Raw genomic sequence first — 19,911 nt, 5'->3', positions numbered from 1 at the left:
GGCCGGCGGCCCCGGGGAGGACGGTCAGACGACCGGGTGGAGCTCGTCGATACAGCTCAGGACGACGTCGCGGAGGGTGTCCACGATGTGCGGGATGAAGTCGCCGGTGGCGGTGTCCGTGACCCAGGGGTCCATGGTGGTGGAGATCAGGTAGCGGACCGGGAGCCGGTCGTCCTCGTGGGCGGTGACGCCGAGCCGGGCGCGGAAGTCACCGACGAAGTCCTGACCGTAGACGGCCGGATCGAACTCGGAGCCGGTGAGGATCAGGGGCGGCATCTCCTCCGGCGCCGGGACCCGGGGTTCGGTGGCACTCGGCCGGATGCTGAGCCTGGAGTAGATCAGGTCGTTGAGGTCGTTGGCCTTCTGCAGCACCGTGTTGGGCCTGCCGTCGATGACCGGGTTGAACGCGTAGCCGATGATGATCTGGTCGGAGCCGAGCTCCTTCAGCAGGGCCATGGCCTCGTCGTCCTCCAGGAGCTTCTCGTTGCTCCACGGCACGATGCGCCGACGGATGAAGTCGAGCTGCTCCTCGACGCCCTGCGCCCCCGGGTGGGCGGCCCGCTCGGCGGGCAGGCGCTGGACGGTGGTCACGGTGAACGGGTCGTCGGGGCGGGCCATGGTACGGACGGCCGCGTAGAGCCGCTTGCTGTTGAACAGCGCCTGGCCGAGGATCCGCCCGTAGCCGGCGGCGTCCGTGCGGATCACCCGGTGGCTGAGGTAGACACCGGCCACGGCGGCGCCGGGCTTGGAGCCCTCGATGCCGAAGAGGCCGACGCTGGCGTCGTAGGCGCCCTGGTCGAGGTAGGCGGCGCCGAGGGCGACCAGCTCGCGCTGGCGCCGGTCTCGGTAGCACAGACCGCCCGCCGGATAGGGGATGTAGCCCGCCTTGTGGGGGTCGATGCTGATGGAGTCGACGTGGTGCAGCAGGTCGTACTGCTGGTTCACGTAGGCGCTCATCGCCAGGTCGGGGGTGATCCGGGCCCCGGTGTAGCCGGGAGGCGCCTGGCGGGGCGGGCGCTTGACGGCGGCGAAGTAGCCGCCCCAGGCGGAGTCGGCGTGGACGGGGTAGCACAGGCCCTTCGCCCCGAACGCCTCGCGGAGCGCGAGGATGCCGGCCAGCGGATCGACGGCGCTCAGTTCGGTGCTGCCCATCACGGCGACGTCCAGCAGCACCGGTTCGTGGTCGCGCAGGCAGGCGTCGAGCAGCTCGCGGCGTGACTGGAGCTCGGCCCGGGCGTCGAGGTCCACGGCCACCGTGCGCAGGCGGCCGCGGCCGATGCCGAGCACGGCGGCCGCCTTGGGCCAGGAGTAGTGCATCGTGGCGGGCGCCAGGATCACGCCGGGGGCGACGTCGTCCTTGAGGTACGCGCGGAAGGCCTCGTACCCCAGGTGCTGGATCGTGTACTTGTCGACGATGCCCAGCCGCTCGTCCTCGATCCCGCAGGCCTCGCGCACTCGGGCGGGCAGGTCGAGGACGGTCTCCGGCCGCAGGTTCACCAGTTGCCAGGGGGTGAGGTCCGGCAGCAGGTGCTCGGTGCCGTCCGGCAGCAGGACGGTGAGGTTCCGGGCGGCGGCGAGGGCGGACTCCCGGCGGACGGCCTCGGCGACGGCGACGGGGTGGTAGGTGAGGTTGCGGGCCGACCAGGCGGCTTCGAGGTTCGCGACGGTGCCGTCGCAGGTGATGTGCCCCCAGGAAGTGTCCGTCCGGTAGCCGAGCAGCCGGCACAGGTCCTCGCCGACGGTCCTCTCCAGCTGGGTGGTGACCGGCGAGGCCTCGGCGGCGACGTTGTTCGGGTTGGAGAGCATGGCGGCGAAGTAGCCCGCGATGCCGGGGATGGTCAGGTCCCAGTTCATGTGGCCCTGGAACCGGTAGCTGTACGCCGGGACGGAGCCGCGCAGCGACTTCAGCAGGGTGTCGAACTCGGAGCGCAGGGTCTTGACGTCCTGGTGGTAGCCGTCGGACGCCTTGATGTCGTCGGTCACGTAGGGCGGGTCGTCCGGGTAGAGCTCGCGACGGTCGGCGGCGTTGGCGCGCACGGCGTCCAGGACGAGCTCCTCCAGCAGCCGCTGGTTCTCGGCCTTGGGGCCGAGGAACCAGGCGGCGAGCGTCGAGGTCCCGGGGGCCGCGGCGAGGTCGAGGTCGGCCCGGTGGCGTTCCAGGGCCTGGGCGAACCGGGCGCGGGGTGTCGTCGGATCGGGCTTGGCGGGGGTGTCGGTCATGGCGGTGCTCCTGCGACGGGGTGGGAGGGCTAGGAGAGGGAGGGGGTGGCCGCCGCGGCCCGGCTCTGCTCCGTGCCGGAGCCGATCGGGGTCTTCGCGGCGCCGAAGTCCTGCAGCAGGTAGCTCTGGGCCAACGTCATGTGCTCCAGCTCGTCGAGGCTGACGCTCTCGTGCAGTGCGTGGATCATGCACTTCGGCTCCTCGCAGCCGATCACCAGCACGACCGCCTTCGGGCTGTTCGCCTGGAGGAGGGTGACCAGGGGGATGGAGCCGCCCTGCCCGGCGTACTGGGTCGTGGTGCCGGGGTACGCCTTCGCCAGCGCCTTCTCCGCGGTGTCGTAGCCGGGCAGCTTGATGTCGGCGAAGAAGCCCCGGCCGAGTTCCTGGGGCGCCGAGACGACGACCTTGGCGCCCCACTGATTGACGTCGGCGCTGTTCAGGAACTCGCTCAGCTTCCCGGCGGCCTTCTCCGGGTCCTCCAGCGGCGCGAGCCGCATGCCGATCCGGGCGGTCACCGTGTCAATGAGCTGGTTGACCGGCTGGTCGTGCGGCGGGAGTTTCGAGGTCAGGCCGATGACGTTGATCGAGGGCCTGGTGTACAGCCGGTCGCCCAGCTGGCCGGTGCCCAGCAGCTTCATCCCCTGGACGACCCCGGCGTCGGCGCGGAACGCGTCCTCGCCCGGCTGCACGCCGTCCCACTTGTCGGAGCGGAGCCCCGGCACGGCCACGTTGCCGTCGGCGTCGTGCAGCCGGGCCAGCATGCGGGCCAGCACGATGAAGGCGTCCCCCGCCGGGCCGCCGAACATGCCGCTGTGCCGGGTGCCGTCGACGAGCGTGGTGACCGTGACGTCCACGATGGCGAAGCCCCGCAGTGACTTGGTGAGCGTCGGCTGGCCGAGACTGGTGTTGCCACCGTCCGCGACGATGATGACGTCCGCCTTGAACTTCTCGGGGTGGGCCTGGATGTACGCCTCCAGGGTTCCCCGGCCGGCTTCCTCCTCGCCCTCCAGGACGACGACGAGGTTCACCGGCGGCTTGCCGTCCAGCGCCCGCAGGGTGCCCACGTGCATCATCACCCCGGACTTGTCGTCCGCGGCGCCGCGGCCCTTCAGCCGGTTGTGCTCGTCGATGCTCGGCTTGAAGGCGTCGGGCCACTTGGTCTCGTCGGTCTGCACGACGTCGTAGTGCGCGTACAGCAGGACGGTGGGCGTGTGGGGCCCGGCGTCCGGGCAGTGGTAGGTGCCGTGGACGAGCTTGGAGTCGAACTGCTCCCCCGCGCCCCCGCCGCCGATCTCCACCAGGTCGACCTGGGTGAGGCCCGCCTTCTGCAACAGCTTCTGCGCCGTCGTGGCCGCGTTGTCGAGGTCCGCCTCGTGGGATTTCGGGTCCTTCGTGTCGTAGATCGACCGGATCTTCACCAGCTCGATCAGGTCGTCGGTGATCCCCTTCATCAGACCCTTGACCTTGTCGGGCAGTCCCTGCCCGTCACCGTCCGTGGTGACCGTTCCCATGCTCGCTCCGCCTCCGTCGGCGTGGACACGACGCGCGGGCGCGCATCGCACGAGTCATGGATAGAGTGCGAACCACCATGGCGCGGCACCGACGTGCGCGGACCCTCGGACGGCCACCCGGGCGGAGCAGCAGGCCGCCGGACGGCGCTCCACCGGCGTCCTGGCGGCGATCGCCGAGGCCACCGGCCGACCTGCCACCGCCCCCCTTCCATCCGGTCCTCTCCAGGAGCCCCCGTGCAGCACGTCACCCTGAACAACGGCGTCCGGATGCCGATCCTCGGCTTCGGCGTCTACCAGATCCCGGCGGACCGGACCGAGCAGGCCGTCTCCGAGGCCCTCGCCGCCGGCTACCGCCTGCTGGACACCGCCGCCGCCTACGGCAACGAGGAAGCCGTCGGCCGCGCCATCGGGAGCAGCGGAATCCCCCGCCGGGAGCTCTTCGTCACCACCAAGCTGTGGATCCAGGACGCCCCCGCCGAGGCCAACGCCCGCCGCGCCTTCGAGACCTCACTGACCAGGCTCGGCCTGGACCACGTCGACCTGTACCTGATGCACCAGCCCTACGGCGACGTGTACGGCCAGTGGCGCGCCATGGAGGCCGTCAACCGCGAGGGCCTGGCCAAGGCGATCGGCGTCGCCAACTTCTACCCCGACCGGCTCCTCGACCTGATCCTCAACAACGAGATCACCCCGGCGGTCAACCAGATCGAGACCCACCCCTTCTTCCAGCGCCCCGCCGACCAGGCCCTCATGCGCGAGCACGGCGTCCGGCACCAGGCGTGGGGCGGCTTCGCCGAAGGCAGGAACGAGCTGTTCACCAACCCCGTCCTCGCCGGGATCGGCGAGGCGCACGGCAAATCCGTGGCGCAGGTCGTGCTCCGCTGGCTGGTCCAGCGCGGCATCGTCACCATCCCCAAGTCGGTCAACCCCGACCGGATGGCGCAGAACATCGACGTCTTCGACTTCGAACTCGACCACGACCAGATGTCCGCCGTCGCCGCCCTGGACACCGGCACGACGCTGTTCTTCGACCACCGGGACCCCGAGATGGTCGCCTGGCTCAGCCAGCGCCGCCTGGACGGCTGAGCGCCGGAGCGGGAGCACGGCAGCCGGGGCCGTCAGGTATCGGAATAGCTGAGGTCCCCGATCGTCCAACTGCTGATGTCCTCGATGGCGATGCGGTACATGCCGCCGGTGTGGGGCAGCGCGAAGTCGCCCTGCAGGATCTTCGCCCGGTGGAGGTGGAGGTGGGTGGGCCGCGCGGGCGGGCCGTCCGCGGGCGGGGCGAAGAGGGCGGCGAACGGCTTCAGGTGGTCCGAGGCCTGGAGGACCTCCGCCACCCGTTCCCACCACAGGGCCACCGGTGCGAGTCTGCCGGTGATCACCGCGCCGGGGACCACCACGGTCAAGGCCATCTGGTTGCTGTGCTCGGACTCCACCATCGCGGCGATGTCGACGAGCAGCCCATCAGGGTTCGACATGATTCCCAGGGTAGGGCACGGCCCGGTCCCCGTACGTGTCGCGGGTGAGGCGGTCGCCGACGGCGACGTGTCCCGTTCGGAGTGCGCCGGGGCGCGGGGGTGCGCGGTCGGACACGGCGCGCCCAGCGGATTCACCCCGGTGGGAGGCGCCGCCACGGACCGTGCACGTCAGCCAACCATCCTGTCCTCAAAGCCTGTTGGGCCCCTGCCTCGCTCGGGACCGGCGGCCCCGGGCGAGGCTCCCCCGAAACCGGAGGTGAAATATCCGCCCGTTGCCCGCTCGGGCCTGCTAGAGTCGTTTTAGTTGCAGTAGTGGTTCCCATGAACTTTGTGTGCGCCTGCTGATGTATTCCGCAGGCGCATTTTTGTTTCCCGGCTCTTCCCCGGGTGGGTGCTCATCGCGGCGACTCGGAGCTCGCGCTGTGCGTGCTTCGGAAAGCCCCTTGAAGGAGATTTTTAATGGCTAATGGCACCGTGAAGTGGTTCAACTCGGAAAAGGGCTTCGGCTTCATCGAGCAGGAGGGTGGCGGCCCGGACGTGTTCGCCCACTACTCGAACATCAACGCCAACGGCTTCCGTGAGCTGCTCGAGGGCCAGAAGGTGGAGTTCGACGTCACTCAGGGCCAGAAGGGCCCGCAGGCCGAGAACATCCGCCCGCTGTAATTCTTCTGCCACGGCACCCGCCAAGCAGCGAGGGGCCCGCACCGCGTACACAATGCCCGGTGCGGGCCCCTCGGCGTTGCCCCGGGCACGCCCCCGGCCATCGGGCCCCCTGACACGCACCGCCACCGGCGGTCGCCCCACGCGAGACGCACAGCGCCGCGTCCGAATCACCCCCCTGCCGTGACATCTCAATGCGAGGTCCTCGCTCCCGCCCTTGCCGGTGGGCGCCGACCGCAGGTGGCGTGCCGCACGGTTGCCCCGTCCACGCCCCACCCGTCACAGCTCTCGGCCCGTTCCCTTGCGGTCTCCGTCGGCGCGCCGCGCCCCGGAGCCTTCCCCGTGACGTGCCGCCCCGAGGAAGGTCTCCCGCATGAACCGCTCCACTCGCTCCTCGTACCAGAACGCCAACTCCCGTTCCGGCCGCGCCCACGGAACCCGCGCCGGCGGCAGCTCCTTCTACGGAGACCGGCCCTCCGGCGGCCGTACCGCCCGTCAGGGCTCCTCCGCCCAGCACGAGTTCGCGATGCCGGTGAGCACCACCCCGGCACTCCCGGCCGTCGAGGCGTTCGCCGAGCTGGACATGCCCAAGGCCCTGCTCTCCACGCTGACCCGGCAGGGCGTCACGGCGCCGTTCCCGATCCAGGCCGCGACGCTCCCGAACTCGCTGGCCGGACGCGACGTCCTGGGCCGGGGCCGCACCGGTTCCGGCAAGACCATCGCGTTCGGCCTCGCCGTGCTGGCCCGCACCGCCGGCCGGAAGGCCGACCCCCGCCAGCCGCTGGCCCTGGTGCTGGTCCCCACCCGCGAGCTCGCCCAGCAGGTCACCGACGCCCTCACCCCGTTCGCGCACGCGGTACGGCTGCGGATGACGACCGTGGTGGGCGGGACCTCGATCGGCCGCCAGGCCCAGGCGCTGAACCGCGGGGCGGAGGTCGTGGTGGCCACGCCCGGCCGGCTCAAGGACCTGATCCAGCGCGGCGACTGCCGGCTGGACCGGGTCGACATCACGGTGCTCGACGAGGCCGACCAGATGGCCGACCTGGGCTTCCTGCCCCAGGTCACCGAGCTCCTCGAACAGGTCGCCGAGGGCGGCCAGACCCTGCTGTTCTCCGCCACGCTGGACCGCAACGTCGACCGCCTGGTGCGGCGCTTCCTGAAGGACCCGGTCACCCACTCCGTGGACCCGTCCGCGGCGACGGTCAGCACCATGGAGCACCACGTGCTGCAGGTGCAGAACTTCGACAAGAACGCCACGATCGCCCACATCGCCTCGCGTGACGGCAGGGTGATCATGTTCATCGACACCAAGCACGGCGCGGACGGCCTGGTCGAGGACCTGCTCGCGAACGGGGTCAAGGCCGCCGCCCTGCACGGCGGCAAGTCCCAGCCCCAGCGCACCCGCACCCTGGAACAGTTCCGCACCGGCCAGGTGACCGCGCTGATCGCGACCAACGTCGCCGCCCGCGGCATCCACGTCGACGGCCTCGACCTCGTCGTCAACCTCGACCCGCCGGGCGACCACAAGGACTACCTGCACCGCGGCGGGCGCACCGCCCGGGCCGGCGAGTCCGGCACCGTCGTCACCCTGGTCCTGCCCAACCAGCGCCGCGCGATGGCCCGCATGATGACCACCGCCGGCATCACCCCCGTCACCACCAGGGTCAGCGCCGGCGACGAGGAACTCGTCCGCATCACCGGCGCCCGGGTGCCCACCGGCGTTCCCGTCGTGATCCCCGACCCCGTCGTCGAGCGGCCGCGCCGCAGCGCGTCCACCAGCCGGGGCCGTCGCGGCCGCGGCGGCCCCGCCAACCCCGGCGGCAACACCCGGGCCAACACCGGCGGCACCACCCGGGCCGCCTCCGGCCGCGACAACCAGGGCTCCTCCGACCGACGCCGGGCACCCCGGCGCGCCGCCCTCTCCGCGTAGCACCCCTCCCCCGACGGGCCGGCTCACCGCACCGACCCGGCCGCCGCTCCTTGACGCCCGAGGGCCGGGGCCGGCCGGACGGGGCCGGTGGCCCGCCCGTCCCCGCCCGTCCGGTGTTTCAGAGCACGGCGAGCCGGTCCACCAGCAGTTCCACCCTGCGCCCGGTGTCCGGCGGCGGCAGTCGTCCCGCCCGGGTCAGGGTGGCCAGCCCGTGCAGGGCCGCCCAGAACACCTCGGTGAACAGCGCCGGGTGGACGCCGTCCCCGGCGACCTCGCCGAGGCTTTCCAGCAGGGCGGCGAAGGCGTCCTTCAGCGGCTCCGGGGTGTCCTCGCGCGCGAACGCCAGGCCGCCGTCGAGCTGGAACATGGCGTCGTAGACCGCCGGGTTGCGTTCGGCGAAGTCGAGGTAGGCGCGGGCGAGGGCGGTGACCCGGGCGCGGGGGCCGTCCGCGGCGGAGCTCGCGGCCCGCAGTGCCACGGCCATCTCGGCGGCGCCCTCCAGGGCGACCGCGCCGATGATCTCGCGCTTGCCGCGGAAATGGCTGTAGAGGACGGGCTGGCTGTATTCGATGCGCTCGGCGAGCCGGCGGGTGGTGACCGCGTCCCAGCCCTGCTGCTCGGCGAGTTCGCGGGCCGTGGCCACGATGAGGCGCTCGCGGTCCGCCCGTTCGCGCTGCTTGCGTTCCTGTACCGACATGATCCGATCCTAGCACTGCTAGACAATCAAGCGGCGGTAGTACTAGCGTTGTCTCATCAGCTAGCAATGCTAGATCCCAGGGGGTCGCCATGCTCAACGCACTTGAGGTCTTCACCACCGTGGTCGTCGGCCTGATGGTGGGGGTGGAGTTCTCCGTCGCCTTCGTCATCAACCGGATCCTCGACGCACTCCCCGAGGACAGCGGTCAACTCGGCCGCGCCCACGGGGGCCGGATGCTCGGCGCCCTGATGCCGTTCTGGTACATCGGCTCGCTCGTCCTGAGTGCCGTCTGGGCCGTCGCCGGTTGGCACCGCCCCGGCGCCGGCCTGGTCGTCGTCGCCGGCGCGCTGCTGATCGTCAGCGTGATCATGTCGGTCCTGCTGCTCGTCCCGATCAACAACCGGGGCAAGACGTGGACCCCCGAGAACCGGCCCGCCGACTGGAAGCAGCAGATGAACCGCTGGGACCGCTTCCACTACGTCCGCGTCGCCGTCATCGTCGCCGCCTTCACCCTGCTGGTCACCGCCCTCACCTGAGCCCGCGGGCGACACCGGCCACCGCCCCTTCGAGGTCGTGAGCCGACCGGGCCGTCCCCCGACCGGGCGACACCTCCCGGGCGGCGTCCGCGACCGCTCGGCCGCCCGGGTGCCCGGCCCACCGGCGGCGATGCCGACGGGGACCGCGAGGTTCCTCAACACGCCCTTCCTCTCCCGGCGTTGGCAAGCGGTACGGTGCGCGGATGCATACACGTGTGACGGGCATCGCCGTACGGGGCGGCCGGATGCTGCTGCTGAACCAGGACACCGAGGGACCGCGGAGGTGGTCCCTGCCCGGCGGGAAGGTCGAGGACGGTGAGACCTTGGCCGGAGCCCTGCGCCGGGAGATGGTCGAGGAGACCGGACTCGATGTCGAGGTCGGTTGCCTGCTGTACGTCTGCGACGTCACGGCCGCCGGCGTCGTGCACATCACCTTCGAGGTCGCGGTGACCGGCGCCCGGATCGGCGACGTCGCCGCCGGCGCGGACACCCGGCCGATCCGGGGCGTGGAGTGGGTGAAGCTCGACGACCTTCCCGCTCACGGCTTCTCCGAGCGGTTCGTGAAGCTGGCCAGGGCCGACTGGCCGGGTGCCGGCACGTACATGGGGCCGAAGTCGAACATCGGGCTGTGACGAGTGCGAGGACGGTCGCCCGGGAGCCCGTCCCGGCCCCGGTGCCCGGCGGAGCTGCCACGCCGCGAGGCCGCGTTCCGCGGGGCGACCTCGTGGCGTGGCAGCGTGGTGGCCCGGCTACTTGACCGAGCCGGCGGTGAGTCCGGAGACCACGTGGCGCTCGATCACCGCGAACAGGACGACGACCGGCACGATGGCCACCAGCGAGGCGGCGAACACGTAGTTCCACTGCACGCTGTAGGCGCCGATCATGTTGTTGATGCCGACGGTGAGCGGTTGCCGGTCCGGCGAGTTGGTGAGGGTCAGGCCCATGATGAACTCGTTCCAGGCCGAGATGAACGTGAAGATCACGGCGGTGACCACGCCGGGCAGCGCGAGCGGCAGGGTGACGCGGAACAGCGCGCCGATGCGACCGTTGCCGTCGATCATCGCGGCTTCCTCCAACTCCCTGGGGATGGAGCCGATGTAGGCGCTCAGGATCCAGATCGCGAAGGCCAGGTTGAAGGCGGCGTTGGCGAGCACCAGGACGATCGGGGTGTCCAGCAGGTCCAGTGCGAAGAACTCCCGGTAGAGGCCGACCTGCAGGGCGGTGGGCTGGAACATCTGGGTGACCAGCACCAGCAGCAGGAAGGCCTTGCGGCCGCGGAAGCGCACCCGGGCGGTGTAGTACGCGGCGGGCAGGGCGACCAGCAGCACCAGCAACGTCGATCCTCCGGCCACCAGCAGGGTGGTCCGCAGGTTCTGGCCGAGCGTGGTGTCCGTCCAGACCTTGGTGAAGGAGGAGAAGTCGAAGTGCGTCGGCAGGTAGGAGTTGTCCCGCAGCTGGCCGGCCGGGCGTCCGCCGGTGATCAGCATTTCGACGTACGGGAGCACGAAGAGCGCGGCGAGCGCCCAGGCCAGCGCGGTGAGCAGGACGGTCCGTGCGCGCGGGCGGTGCTTCGCCGGCGGCGGCTGAAGGATGGTCATCAGCTCTCCTCCCCGTTCCAGCGGCTGACCTTGAGGAAGACGATCACCATGAGGATCACGACGCCGAAGTTGACCACGGACATGGCGGCGGACTCGGCGACGTCGTAGCCGCGCAACATGTACATGAACACGGTGGTGGTGGCGGTGTCGGCGTTCGGGCCGCCCTGGGTCATGCCCCAGATGACCGGGAACGAGTTGAAGACGTTGATCAGGTTGATCACCAGACCGACCAGGAAGGCCGGACGCAGCAGCGGCAGGGTGACCTTGCGGTAGGTCTGCCAGGGCGTGGCGCCGTCGACCCTGGCCGCCTCGTAGACCTCTCCGGGAATGGTCTGCAGTCCGGCCAGCAGGGTGTAGGTGGTGAACGGCAGTGAGACGAAGACGGCGACGAGGACCAGCCAGGGCTTCGCGTGGGCGGCGTCGCCGAGCCAGGCCCGGGAGTGGTCGATCAGGCCGAGGTCGAGCAGCAGCCGGTTGAACACGCCGGCGACCTGGTCGAGCATCCAGCGGAAGCCGATCGCGGTCATCAGCACGGAGGCGGCCCAGGGGGCGACGAGCGCCCAGCGGGTGACGCGACGGCCGGGGAAGTTCTGGTTGAACAGCTGGGCCAGCGCGAGCGAGATCAGCATGGTCAGGCCGACGACGACGACCGTCCAGACGACGGTCCAGGTGAGCACTCCGGGCAGGCGGGGGTCACCGAGGAGCTTGCGGTACTTGATCAGACCGGCCGGGCCGTGGTCGGTGCCGGTGGTGTCGATCCTGCGCAGTGAGGTGGTGACCATCTCGACGACCGGCCACACGACCACGCCGAGGATGAGCACGATGGCCGGGGCCAGCCAGGGCAGTGGCCCGAGCCGTTCGAACAGGGAGCGGCGCCCGGGCGCGGGGCTCGCGGGCGGGGCCGACGGACTCGTCGGCGGCGCGGCCGGCCGGGCGGGGTCGCCGGGCCGGGCGTCTGTGCTGCTGGGGAAGGACACGGTGTGGGGATTCCTTGTGCGCTCGTCAGGGTCACTCGCCGGCCTGCTGCGCGGCCTTCTGGAGCGCGTCGAGGGTCTTCTTCGGGTCGCCGACCGCGCTGCCGATCTGGGTCTTGATCTGCGCGGAGACCGCCGGCCAGGTCGGGTCGCTGAGGGGGTAGAAGGTGGCGGTGGGCAGGATCTGCAGGAACGGTGCCAGGGCCTTCTCGTCCGGGTCCGCCTGGAGTGCGGTGAGCGCGGACTGCGTGACCGGCAGCAGGCTGTACTGCTTGTCGAACTTCACCGCGTTGTCCTTGGCGTAGGCGAAGTCGAGGAAGGCCTTGATCTGCTCCTTGTGGCCGCCCTTCTTGAAGGCCATCATCCAGTCGGCGACTCCGAGGGTGGCCTTGCCGGTGCCGTCCTTGCTCGGCATCGCGGTCCAGGTGACGTCCATGGCCTTGACGTCGTTCAGCTGGGTGGGGATGCCGTTGAGCATGCCGACCTTGCCGGAGGCGAAGTCCTTGGCCAGGTCGGTGCGGTTGACGGAGGCCGGGCTCTGCTCGGTCAGACCCGCGTCCACCCAGCTCTTGAGCTGCCCGAAGGTGTCTATGTTGGCCTGGGAGTTGATGCTGTACTGGCCCTTGGCGTCCTGGTAGCCGCCGTGGTTCTCCAGCATCCAGATGAACGACTCGCCCTGCGCCTCCTCCTTGCCCAGCGGCACGCCGAGCGGGATCTCCACGCCCGCGTTCTTCAGCGCGGTGGCGGCGGCGGTGAGGTCGGCCCAGGTCCTGGGCGGGTCGGCCGGGTCGAGGCCGGCCTTCTTGAAGAGCTCGTTGTTGATCAGGAACATCCGGGCGCTGGAGATGAACGGGATGCCGTACTGGGTGCCGTCCTGCTCGCCGGCGTGCGCGATCGCGGGGAGGAAGTCCGCCGTGGTGCTGCCGGAGAGCACGTCCTGGGCCGGGTAGAGCTGGCCGTTCTTGGCGAAGTCGGCGTAGCCGCCGGTCTGCAGGATGTCCGGCTGGTTGCCGTTCTGCACCATGGTCTTGACCTGGGTGTCGATGTCGTTCCAGTTGATGACCTGAAGGTCGACCTTGATCCCGGGGTTCTGCTGCTCGAAGGCCGAGATCACGCCCTGCCAGTACGTCCGACTCGGGTTCTGGCCGTTGGAGCCGTAGTCGGCGGCGACGAACCTGATCGTCGTCACGCCGTCGGCGGAGGTCGAACCGGAGGCCGAGCCCTTGCCGCATCCGGACAGCGCGAGTGTTCCGGCCAGGGTGGCCGCCGACAGGGCGAGCAGGCGCCGCTTCATCTCTGGTACCGCCTTTTGCGAGTGGGGCCGACACCGCGGTGGCCCGAGTGGGGGATGGTGCGATCTGCACGAAGGTGCGCTATGCGACTGATATTTGCTCAATATCGAGCAGCTGCGCCGAACCGAGTTTGCCTCGGGGCCATCCCGGCAGGCCAGCCGCGTTACCGAAGCGTTGCAGTCGAGGAAGAGCGGCGAGGCGGGGCAGGACGGCGTCTTGACGCGAGGCGCCCGGCCGCCCGAAGCTGCTCCGCAGGTGATCGAAACTGCTTCATGAAGCGATGATTGAAGCAGTTTCACTCAGATCGAAAGGATCCCCCACACCTGTGACCAGACGACTCCTGTCCCGCCGGGCCGCGTCCCTTGCCGCGACGACCGCCCTCCTCGCCGGGGCCGCACTCGGCGCCACCCCCGCCGCGGCGAACGACGGCGTCACCGCGCCGGCCGCCAACCACACCGCCTCGGCCGCCCCCAACGGTCCGATCGGCGCGCTCCCCCCGATGGGCTTCAACAACTGGGCCCGGGCCCAGTGCACCCCCCAAGCCCCGCTCGACGGTTCGGACCCGCTCCACTACTCCTTCCAGCAGTACATGGAGGACAACGCGAAGGCGCTGTCCGACACCGGCCTGATCGCGGCCGGCTACCGGACCGTCACCGTCGACGACTGCTGGATGTACCGCAACAGCGCCGGCTACCTGCACGGCGCGCTGAACTGGGGCGGCGCCACCGACGTCCGCGACACGACCAGGCAGCCCGGCTTCGACCACGAGCTCACCGGGTACGGTGACTACCTGCACGGACTCGGTGCCGAGTTCGGCATCTACGAGACCTCCGGCACCCACACCTGTTCCACCGCCACGCCGAGCTCCCCCAACCTCCCCAACGGCAGCGAGTACCACGAGCAGGACGACGCCAACTCCTTCGTCTCCTGGGGTGTGAACGCGCTCAAGTACGACAACTGCGGCGACCAGGAGCCGGTGCGGACGCTCGACACCCGGATGTCGGGCGCCCTGAACTCGGCGGTCGCCGCCGCGAACAAGGCCGGAAGGCCCACCCCGAACGTGATGTTCAACATCTCGGCCCCGGCCGGCTACGGCAACGGGCCGGCCAAGTTCGCCGCGATGCGGTGGGTGCGCCCGCTCGGGCAGCTGTGGCGGGTGGGCCCGGACATCTACAACGACTACGACAACGGCGCCACCGACCCGTGGAACCAGCCGCTGGGCCGGCAGTCCTCCTACAACTTCGGTGCCTACCAGAGCTTCGACAACACCGTCGAACTCGGCCGCTACCAGGGCCCCGGCAACTGGAACGACGCCGACATGCTGCTGATCGGCGACAACGGCATGACCACCGCCGAGGAACGCAGCCAGATGTCCCTGTTCTCCGCCCTGGCCGCGCCGCTCGTCATCTCCACCGACGCCCGCAAGTTCGAGCCCGCCTACCTCGCCGCCCACCCGGCCGAGGCCCCGCACCTGAAGGCGTCGATCGGCATCCTGTCCAACCCGGAGGTCATCGCCGTCGACCAGGACCCGCTGGGCGCCGGCGGCCACCGCGTGGCCGGCGGCGGCGCGAACGCCGACGGCACCCCGGCCGCGGCCTCGGGCATCGACGTCGTGGTCAAGCCGCTCGCGGACGGCGGCCGCGCGGTCGTGGTCACCAACAAGGGTGCCGCGAGCGCGAGCTACACGCTCGATCTGAACGCCGTCGGCTTCAACGGCGGCGGCAGGTACACCGTCCGCGACCTGTGGGCGCACCGGACCAGCCGCTCGACCGGCACCGTCGCCCTCACCATCGGCTCGCACGACAGCGCCATGCTGCGGATCACCCCGCCGAAGGGCGGCACCGCCACCCCGCGCGGCCAGATCACCGTCTCGCGCGACGACTGGGGCAAGGCCTCGCTCTGCCTGGACAACCACGCCTCCGGCACCGGCGCCGGAAACCCGGTCGACGTCTCCCCCTGCACCGGCGGCAGCAACCAGCAGTGGCAGCTGAACACCGACGGATCCGTCCAGCTCCTCCAGGCCGGCGCGGCCGGCCTCTGCCTGACCGCGCAGGACGGCAGCACCTCCGGGGCGCTCAACGGGCAGCAGGGCCAGTGGGTCGGCGTCGCGGCCTGCGGCTCGGCCCCCGGCCACCAGAGCTGGAGCTACAACCGGGACGGCAATCTGAAGCTCGCCGGGACCAGCTCCTGCCTGGACGTCTACGGCGGCACCACGACAGCCGCCGGCACGCCCGTCGACCTGTACCCGTGCGGCGCCGCACCGGACGCGGTCCAGAGCAACCAGACCTGGGCGGCACCGTTCAACACCCCGCCTTCGGCCTGACGAAACGTCATCGTCCCTGCGGTGCGGGCGGGGTCCACGGAACCCCCCCCCACCCCGGGCGCCCGGGCGGGGGGGGGGGGGACACCCAGTGGACGTCCACCCCGCGGGCGGTGAACCGCTCCACCAGTTCCTCCGGGGCGTCGGCGTCGGTGACGAGCGCGTCGATCGTGCCGGTGTCGCAGACCTGCGCGAACGCGCGCTTGCCGAGCTTGGTGGAGTCGGCCACCACGATGACCCGCTCCGCCCGCTCGGCCATCGCCCGGTTGGCGCTCGCCTCGCCCTCGTCGTGGGTGGCGGCGCCGAACTGCGGGTCGACGGCGTTGACGCCGAGGATCGCGTAGTCCAGCGAGATCGCCTGCAGCATCATGGTCGCCAACGGTCCGGTCAGCTCGTAGGACTGGGGCCGGGCCACGCCGCCGGTGACCACGGTCTTCACGTACGGGCGCACCGCCAGCTCGTTGGCGATGTTGATCGCGTTGGTGACCACGGTCAGCGCCGTCTGATTGCCGTGCCCGGCCAGATCGGTCCGGGTGGCGAACTCTCGGGCCACCTCGGAGGTGGTGGTGCCGCCGTTGAGCCCGACCACCGCACCGGGCGGGACGAGCGCGGCGGCGGCCTTCGCGATGCGCTGCTTCTCGCCGGCCTGGCGCGCGGTCTTGTAGCGGAGGGGCAGGTCGTACGCGACTTCGCTCAGCACCGCGCCGCCGCGGGTGCGGGTCAGCAGCTGCTGGCGGGCGAGCTCGTCCATGTCCCGGCGCACGGTGGCAGCGGAGACGCCCAACAGCTCGGCCGCCGTCATGACGTCGATCCGGCCCCGATCACCAAGGATCTCCAGCAGCCGCGACCATCGCTCATCCGGGCTCATCTTCTCTCCTCGACTCGGTCGTCCCTGGTCACGAGCCTATCCGCCAGCCGTCATCGACCGGGTGGCGCGATCCTCTCGATGAAGCAGTATTGCTCAAAGATGACGCATTGAGCTATGAATAGAGCAGTTTCAAGCAGATGCTTGCAGCATGAAGCAGTGCTCGGTGCGGACCGATCCCCGAGCACCACCGGTGCCCCCAGCGAGGAGAGCCAGATGAGTCACGTCGAGCGGGAGATCGCCAGTCAGCCGGAGTGCTGGCGCAAGGCACTGGAACTGGAGCCCGCCGGGCTGCCCGAGCGCGGCGAGCGGGTGGCCGTGATCGGCTGCGGCACCTCGCTCTACATCGCGCAGGCGTACGCGGGCCTTCGCGAGGGCGCCGGCCTCGGTGAGACCGACGCCTTCGCGGCCTCCGAGTTCCCGGCGGCCCGTGGCTACGACCGCGTCGTCGCCATCACCCGCTCGGGAACCACGACCGAGGTGCTCGCCGCGCTGGAGCGCTGCGGCGGGACGCCTACCGTCGCACTCACCGGCGACCTCGCCACCCCGATCGGCACGGCCGCCGGCACCGTGGTCGACCTGGAGTTCGCCGACGAGAAGTCGGTGGTGCAGACCCGCTTCGCCACCACCGCGCTGGCGCTGCTGCGCGGCCACCTCGGCCTCGCCCCCGCCGACCTGGCCGCCCACGCCGAGCGGGCGCTGGCCGCCCCGCTGCCCGAACGGGCCACCGAGGCGGGCCAGTTCACCTTCCTCGGGACCGGCTGGACGGTCGGCCTGGCCCACGAGGCGGCCCTCAAGCTGCGCGAGGCCTCCGGGTCGTGGACCGAGTCCTACCCGGCCATGGAGTACCGGCACGGCCCGATCAGCGTCACCGGCCCGAACAGCGTGGTGTGGTTCTTCGGCGAGCCGCCGACCGGACTGGTCGACCAGGTCGAGCCGACCGGCGCCGTGCTGTCGGTGAGCGCGCTGGACCCGATGGCCGACCTGATCCGCGCCCAGCGGCTCGCCGTCGAACTGGCCAAGGGCCGCGGACTGGACCCCGACCAGCCGCGCAACCTCACCCGCTCCATCGTGCTCACCCGGCCGTGACCGCGACGGCGATCGCCCTCGACGTCGGCGGAACCTACATCAAGGGCGCGGCCGTGGCCCCGGACGGCCGCCTCTGCCACACCGAGCGCTGGTTCACCCGCGCCGAACGCGGGCCGGAGGCCGTCCTCGAAACCGTCCTCGACTGCGCCGCCGAACTCGCCGGACGCTTCCGCCCGGCCGCCGCGGGGATCGCCGTGCCCGGCATCGTCGACGAGGCGGCCGGCACCGCGGTGCTGGCCGCCAACCTCGGCTGGCGGGACCTGCCCGTCCGGCACTGGCTGTCCGAACACCTGGGCATCCCCGTCGCGTTCGGGCACGACGTGCGGGCCGGGGGCGTCGCCGAGGCCAGGGCCGGCGCCGGCCGCGGCAGCCGCAACTTCCTCTTCGTACCCGTCGGCACCGGGATCGCCGCCGCGCTGATGGTCGACGGGAGGCCGCTCACCGGCACCCACACCCGCGCCGGCGAGCTGGGCCACCTGGTGGTGCGCCCCGGCGGCGAGCCGTGCGCCTGCGGCCGTCGCGGTTGCGTGGAGACCCTCGCCTCGGCGGCCGCCGTCGCCCGCCGCTACACCGCCGCCACCGGGGAGGCGGGCGTCACCGCCGAGCAGGTCGGCCACCGCGCCGCGACCGGGGACCGCGCGGCCTCCGCCGTCTGGAGGGAGGCCGTCGACGCACTCGCCGACGGCCTGGCGAGCGCGATCACGCTGCTCGACCCCGAGCGGATCGTGATCGGCGGCGGCCTCGCCCGAGCGGGCGAGCCGTACTTCGCGCCACTGCGGGCGGCGGTGGCGGCGCGGCTCTCCTTCCAGACGATGCCGGAGCTCGTACCCGCCGAACTCGGCCACGAGGCGGGCTGTTTCGGTGCCGGACTGCTCGCGCGGGACCTCCTGGGCGAGGGAGCGGCCGCGTGATCCTCACCGTCACCCTGAACGCCGCCCTGGACATCACCCACCACCTGGACCGGATGCGCCCGCACGGCAGCAACCGGGTCCGGGCGGTGGCCCAGCGCGCGGGCGGCAAAGGCGTCAACGTCGCCAGGATCCTGCACGCCCTCGGCCACCCGACCGTGGTCACCGGCCTGACCGGCGGCCTCACCGGCCGGGCGATCCGCGCCGAACTGGCGTCCGCCGGCCTGGCCGACCGCATGCTGTCGATCGCGGGCGAGTCCCGGCGGACGGTGGCCGTGGTCGAGGAGGACCTCGGGGACACCACGATCCTGCTCGAACCCGGCCCGGTGGTGAGCGCCGAGGAATGGGCGCGGTTCCTCGACCACCTCGACACCCTGCTGCCGCGCGCCGCGGCGGCGGTCCTCTCCGGCAGCCTGCCGCGCGGCGTGCCCGAGGACGCCTACTCCCACCTGCTCCGGCTCGCGCACGCACACGGCGTCCCGGCGGTGCTCGACGCCGACGGGGCGGCGCTCAGCACGGCGCTGGCGGCCGGACCGGCCCTGATCAAGCCGAACGCGGACGAACTCGCCGCCGCCACCGGCCTGACCGATCCGGTGGCCGCAGCCCGCGGGCTGCGGGCCGCGGGCGCCGGTGCGGTGGTCGCCTCGCTCGGCGCCGACGGCCTCGTCGCCGTCACCGCGCAGGGCGGTTGGCGCGCCCGCTCGCCCGAGCGGCTGGCCGGCAACCCCACCGGCGCCGGCGACGCCGCCGTCGCCGCGCTCACCCTCGGCCTGGTCGGCGGAACGCCCTGGCCCGACCGGCTGGCCGAGGCCGTGGCACTGTCCGCGGCCGCCGTCGCCGCACCGCTGGCCGGCGACTTCGACCCCGCCCTCCACCAGGCCCTGCGGTCCCGCGTGGACGTCCGTCCCTTCGCAACCGAGGAGTTCGACCCATGCCCCTGAGCGGAACCGGCGCGATCGCCGCCGCCGCTGCCGAAGCCGCGTGCGGCGTCGGCGCGTTCAACGTCATCCAGCTGGAACACGCCCAGGCGATCGTCGCCGGGGCCGAGGCCGCCGGTGCGCCGGTGATCCTGCAGATCAGCGAGAACGCCGTGCGCTACCACGGCGCCCTCGATCCGATCGGCGCCGCCACCCTGGCCGTCGCCCGGGCCGCGCGGGTGCCGGTCGCGGTCCATCTGGACCACGCCACCTCCGTGGAACTCGTCCACCGTGCCGTGGAGTTGGGCTTCACCTCGGTGATGTTCGACGCCTCGGTGCTGCCGTACGAGGAGAACGTGCGGGCCACCGCCGAGGTGGTGCGGCGGTGCCACGCCGCGGGTGTCTGGGTGGAGGCCGAACTCGGCGAGGTCGGCGGCAAGGACGGCGTCCACGCCCCGGGTGTGCGCACCGATCCGGCCGAGGCCGCGGCGTTCGTCGCCGCCGCCGGCGTGGACGCGCTCGCGGTGGCCGTCGGCACCTCGCACGCGATGCTCACCCGCGACGCGGCGCTCGACTTCGAGCTCATCGGACGGTTGCGCCGGGCGGTGCCGGTCCCGCTCGTCCTGCACGGCTCCTCGGGTGTGGCGGACGGGGACCTCACCGCGGCCGTGGAAGCCGGCATGACCAAGGTCAACATCGCCACCCACCTCAACCAGGTGTTCAGCACCGCCGTCCGCCGGGCCCTGGCCGACGACGCGCGGCTGGTCGACACCCGCCGCTACCTCGGGCCGGCCCGCGCGGCCGTCGCCGCCGAGGTCACCCGCCTGCTCGGCGTCCTCAAGGCGACAGCACCGGCGGCCTGAGCCGCCACCACCGCCCGCAGCCCGACCGGGATCACCACAGCACGGCGACG

The 19,911-nt window shown here is 71.8% G+C and carries 18 protein-coding genes; 10 read left to right on the top strand and 8 right to left on the bottom strand.

Annotated elements, in window-relative coordinates; translation table 11 throughout:
* Positions 1–24 precede the first annotated feature (24 nt).
* Both ACFVHV_RS06115 and ACFVHV_RS06110 read right to left on the bottom strand, forming a co-directional pair.
* Positions 25–2,220: a pyridoxal phosphate-dependent decarboxylase family protein gene (locus ACFVHV_RS06115; RefSeq protein WP_380349092.1), complete on the bottom strand. Its 2,196-nt coding sequence runs from the start codon at positions 2,218–2,220 to the stop codon at positions 25–27.
* Between the two features lie 29 nt (positions 2,221–2,249).
* Positions 2,250–3,731, bottom strand: a complete 1,482-nt coding sequence (locus ACFVHV_RS06110; RefSeq protein WP_380349090.1) for a M20/M25/M40 family metallo-hydrolase — start codon at positions 3,729–3,731, stop codon at positions 2,250–2,252.
* 234 nt (positions 3,732–3,965) lie between these two features.
* Between ACFVHV_RS06110 and ACFVHV_RS06105 the strand changes: the two genes are divergently transcribed.
* The gene (locus tag ACFVHV_RS06105) at positions 3,966–4,817 is read left to right on the top strand and encodes an aldo/keto reductase (protein WP_380349088.1); all 852 of its coding nucleotides are present in this window, start codon (positions 3,966–3,968) and stop codon (positions 4,815–4,817) included.
* Between the two features lie 32 nt (positions 4,818–4,849).
* Here the strand turns inward: ACFVHV_RS06105 and ACFVHV_RS06100 are convergent, their stop codons facing one another.
* Complete coding sequence (locus ACFVHV_RS06100) at positions 4,850–5,212, bottom strand: hypothetical protein (protein WP_359908853.1); 363 nt, start codon at positions 5,210–5,212, stop codon at positions 4,850–4,852.
* A 459-nt stretch (positions 5,213–5,671) separates the two neighbouring features.
* Here ACFVHV_RS06100 and ACFVHV_RS06095 point away from each other — a divergent pair, with 459 nt between their 5' ends.
* Together ACFVHV_RS06095 and ACFVHV_RS06090 are read left to right on the top strand one after the other, a co-directional pair.
* Complete coding sequence (locus tag ACFVHV_RS06095) at positions 5,672–5,875, top strand: cold-shock protein (protein ID WP_045694210.1); 204 nt, start codon at positions 5,672–5,674, stop codon at positions 5,873–5,875.
* A 370-nt stretch (positions 5,876–6,245) separates the two neighbouring features.
* Positions 6,246–7,802 (top strand): DEAD/DEAH box helicase, encoded by a 1,557-nt coding sequence (locus ACFVHV_RS06090; protein ID WP_380349086.1) that lies wholly within the window; start codon positions 6,246–6,248, stop codon positions 7,800–7,802.
* Between the two features lie 118 nt (positions 7,803–7,920).
* On the opposite strand, the gene ACFVHV_RS06085 is transcribed toward ACFVHV_RS06090, so the two are convergent.
* A complete protein-coding gene (locus ACFVHV_RS06085) occupies positions 7,921–8,499 on the bottom strand; it encodes a TetR/AcrR family transcriptional regulator (RefSeq protein ID WP_359908848.1) in 579 nt (192 codons plus the stop codon).
* 89 nt (positions 8,500–8,588) lie between these two features.
* On the opposite strand from ACFVHV_RS06085, the gene ACFVHV_RS06080 reads away from it, so the two are divergent.
* A complete protein-coding gene (locus tag ACFVHV_RS06080) occupies positions 8,589–9,035 on the top strand; it encodes a DUF1772 domain-containing protein (protein WP_359908845.1) in 447 nt (148 codons plus the stop codon).
* A gap of 203 nt (positions 9,036–9,238) precedes the next feature.
* Positions 9,239–9,667, top strand: a complete 429-nt coding sequence (locus ACFVHV_RS06075) for an NUDIX domain-containing protein (RefSeq protein WP_380349083.1) — start codon at positions 9,239–9,241, stop codon at positions 9,665–9,667.
* A gap of 117 nt (positions 9,668–9,784) precedes the next feature.
* Here ACFVHV_RS06075 and ACFVHV_RS06070 read toward each other — a convergent pair whose 3' ends face one another.
* Genes ACFVHV_RS06070 through ACFVHV_RS06060 form a run of 3 tightly spaced genes read right to left on the bottom strand, consistent with a single transcriptional unit; the run spans position 9,785 to position 12,901 of the window.
* Positions 9,785–10,633 carry a carbohydrate ABC transporter permease gene (locus ACFVHV_RS06070; protein WP_359908842.1) on the bottom strand — a complete coding sequence of 283 codons (849 nt, stop codon included), beginning with the start codon at positions 10,631–10,633 and terminating at the stop codon, positions 9,785–9,787.
* Positions 10,633–11,610 carry a carbohydrate ABC transporter permease gene (locus tag ACFVHV_RS06065; protein WP_380349081.1) on the bottom strand — a complete coding sequence of 326 codons (978 nt, stop codon included), beginning with the start codon at positions 11,608–11,610 and terminating at the stop codon, positions 10,633–10,635. The genes ACFVHV_RS06070 and ACFVHV_RS06065 overlap by 1 nt, the downstream gene beginning before the upstream one ends.
* Before the next feature lie 31 nt (positions 11,611–11,641).
* Complete coding sequence (locus tag ACFVHV_RS06060) at positions 11,642–12,901, bottom strand: extracellular solute-binding protein (protein ID WP_380349079.1); 1,260 nt, start codon at positions 12,899–12,901, stop codon at positions 11,642–11,644.
* A 323-nt stretch (positions 12,902–13,224) separates the two neighbouring features.
* Here ACFVHV_RS06060 and ACFVHV_RS06055 point away from each other — a divergent pair, with 323 nt between their 5' ends.
* A complete protein-coding gene (locus tag ACFVHV_RS06055; protein ID WP_380349077.1) occupies positions 13,225–15,222 on the top strand; it encodes an alpha-galactosidase in 1,998 nt (665 codons plus the stop codon).
* 7 nt (positions 15,223–15,229) lie between these two features.
* Here ACFVHV_RS06055 and ACFVHV_RS06050 read toward each other — a convergent pair whose 3' ends face one another.
* A complete protein-coding gene (locus ACFVHV_RS06050) occupies positions 15,230–16,087 on the bottom strand; it encodes a DeoR/GlpR family DNA-binding transcription regulator (protein WP_380349075.1) in 858 nt (285 codons plus the stop codon).
* 213 nt (positions 16,088–16,300) lie between these two features.
* On the opposite strand from ACFVHV_RS06050, the gene ACFVHV_RS06045 reads away from it, so the two are divergent.
* The 4 genes from ACFVHV_RS06045 to ACFVHV_RS06030 are packed head-to-tail and all read left to right on the top strand — an operon-like array spanning position 16,301 to position 19,861.
* Positions 16,301–17,173 (top strand): sugar isomerase, encoded by an 873-nt coding sequence (locus ACFVHV_RS06045; protein ID WP_359915528.1) that lies wholly within the window; start codon positions 16,301–16,303, stop codon positions 17,171–17,173.
* Positions 17,170–18,084: an ROK family protein gene (locus tag ACFVHV_RS06040; protein WP_380349073.1), complete on the top strand. Its 915-nt coding sequence runs from the start codon at positions 17,170–17,172 to the stop codon at positions 18,082–18,084. Before ACFVHV_RS06045 ends, ACFVHV_RS06040 begins: the two co-directional genes overlap by 4 nt.
* Positions 18,081–19,022 carry a 1-phosphofructokinase family hexose kinase gene (locus tag ACFVHV_RS06035; protein ID WP_380349071.1) on the top strand — a complete coding sequence of 314 codons (942 nt, stop codon included), beginning with the start codon at positions 18,081–18,083 and terminating at the stop codon, positions 19,020–19,022. The genes ACFVHV_RS06040 and ACFVHV_RS06035 overlap by 4 nt, the downstream gene beginning before the upstream one ends.
* The gene (locus ACFVHV_RS06030) at positions 19,013–19,861 is read left to right on the top strand and encodes a ketose-bisphosphate aldolase (RefSeq protein WP_380349069.1); all 849 of its coding nucleotides are present in this window, start codon (positions 19,013–19,015) and stop codon (positions 19,859–19,861) included. Before ACFVHV_RS06035 ends, ACFVHV_RS06030 begins: the two co-directional genes overlap by 10 nt.
* Positions 19,862–19,911: the final 50 nt, after the last annotated feature.

The organism is Kitasatospora sp. NPDC127116 (assembly GCF_042677365.1).
Lineage (GTDB): Bacteria > Actinomycetota > Actinomycetes > Streptomycetales > Streptomycetaceae > Kitasatospora > Kitasatospora lactacystinica.
This window is presented reverse-complemented; position numbering and strand designations above follow the sequence as displayed.

Bases quoted from the DNA above. Each gene is read 5' to 3' on its own strand.
- ACFVHV_RS06115 (WP_380349092.1), bottom strand. From the start codon at position 2,220: ATGACCGACACCCCCGCCAAGCCCGATCCGACGACACCCCGCGCCCGG.
- ACFVHV_RS06110 (WP_380349090.1), bottom strand. From the start codon at position 3,731: ATGGGAACGGTCACCACGGACGGTGACGGGCAGGGACTGCCCGACAAG.
- ACFVHV_RS06100 (WP_359908853.1), bottom strand. From the start codon at position 5,212: ATGTCGAACCCTGATGGGCTGCTCGTCGACATCGCCGCGATGGTGGAG.
- ACFVHV_RS06095 (WP_045694210.1), top strand. From the start codon at position 5,672: ATGGCTAATGGCACCGTGAAGTGGTTCAACTCGGAAAAGGGCTTCGGC.
- ACFVHV_RS06090 (WP_380349086.1), top strand. From the start codon at position 6,246: ATGAACCGCTCCACTCGCTCCTCGTACCAGAACGCCAACTCCCGTTCC.
- ACFVHV_RS06085 (WP_359908848.1), bottom strand. From the start codon at position 8,499: ATGTCGGTACAGGAACGCAAGCAGCGCGAACGGGCGGACCGCGAGCGC.
- ACFVHV_RS06080 (WP_359908845.1), top strand. From the start codon at position 8,589: ATGCTCAACGCACTTGAGGTCTTCACCACCGTGGTCGTCGGCCTGATG.
- ACFVHV_RS06075 (WP_380349083.1), top strand. From the start codon at position 9,239: ATGCATACACGTGTGACGGGCATCGCCGTACGGGGCGGCCGGATGCTG.
- ACFVHV_RS06070 (WP_359908842.1), bottom strand. From the start codon at position 10,633: ATGACCATCCTTCAGCCGCCGCCGGCGAAGCACCGCCCGCGCGCACGG.
- ACFVHV_RS06060 (WP_380349079.1), bottom strand. From the start codon at position 12,901: ATGAAGCGGCGCCTGCTCGCCCTGTCGGCGGCCACCCTGGCCGGAACA.
- ACFVHV_RS06050 (WP_380349075.1), bottom strand. From the start codon at position 16,087: ATGAGCCCGGATGAGCGATGGTCGCGGCTGCTGGAGATCCTTGGTGAT.
- ACFVHV_RS06045 (WP_359915528.1), top strand. From the start codon at position 16,301: ATGAGTCACGTCGAGCGGGAGATCGCCAGTCAGCCGGAGTGCTGGCGC.
- ACFVHV_RS06030 (WP_380349069.1), top strand. From the start codon at position 19,013: ATGCCCCTGAGCGGAACCGGCGCGATCGCCGCCGCCGCTGCCGAAGCC.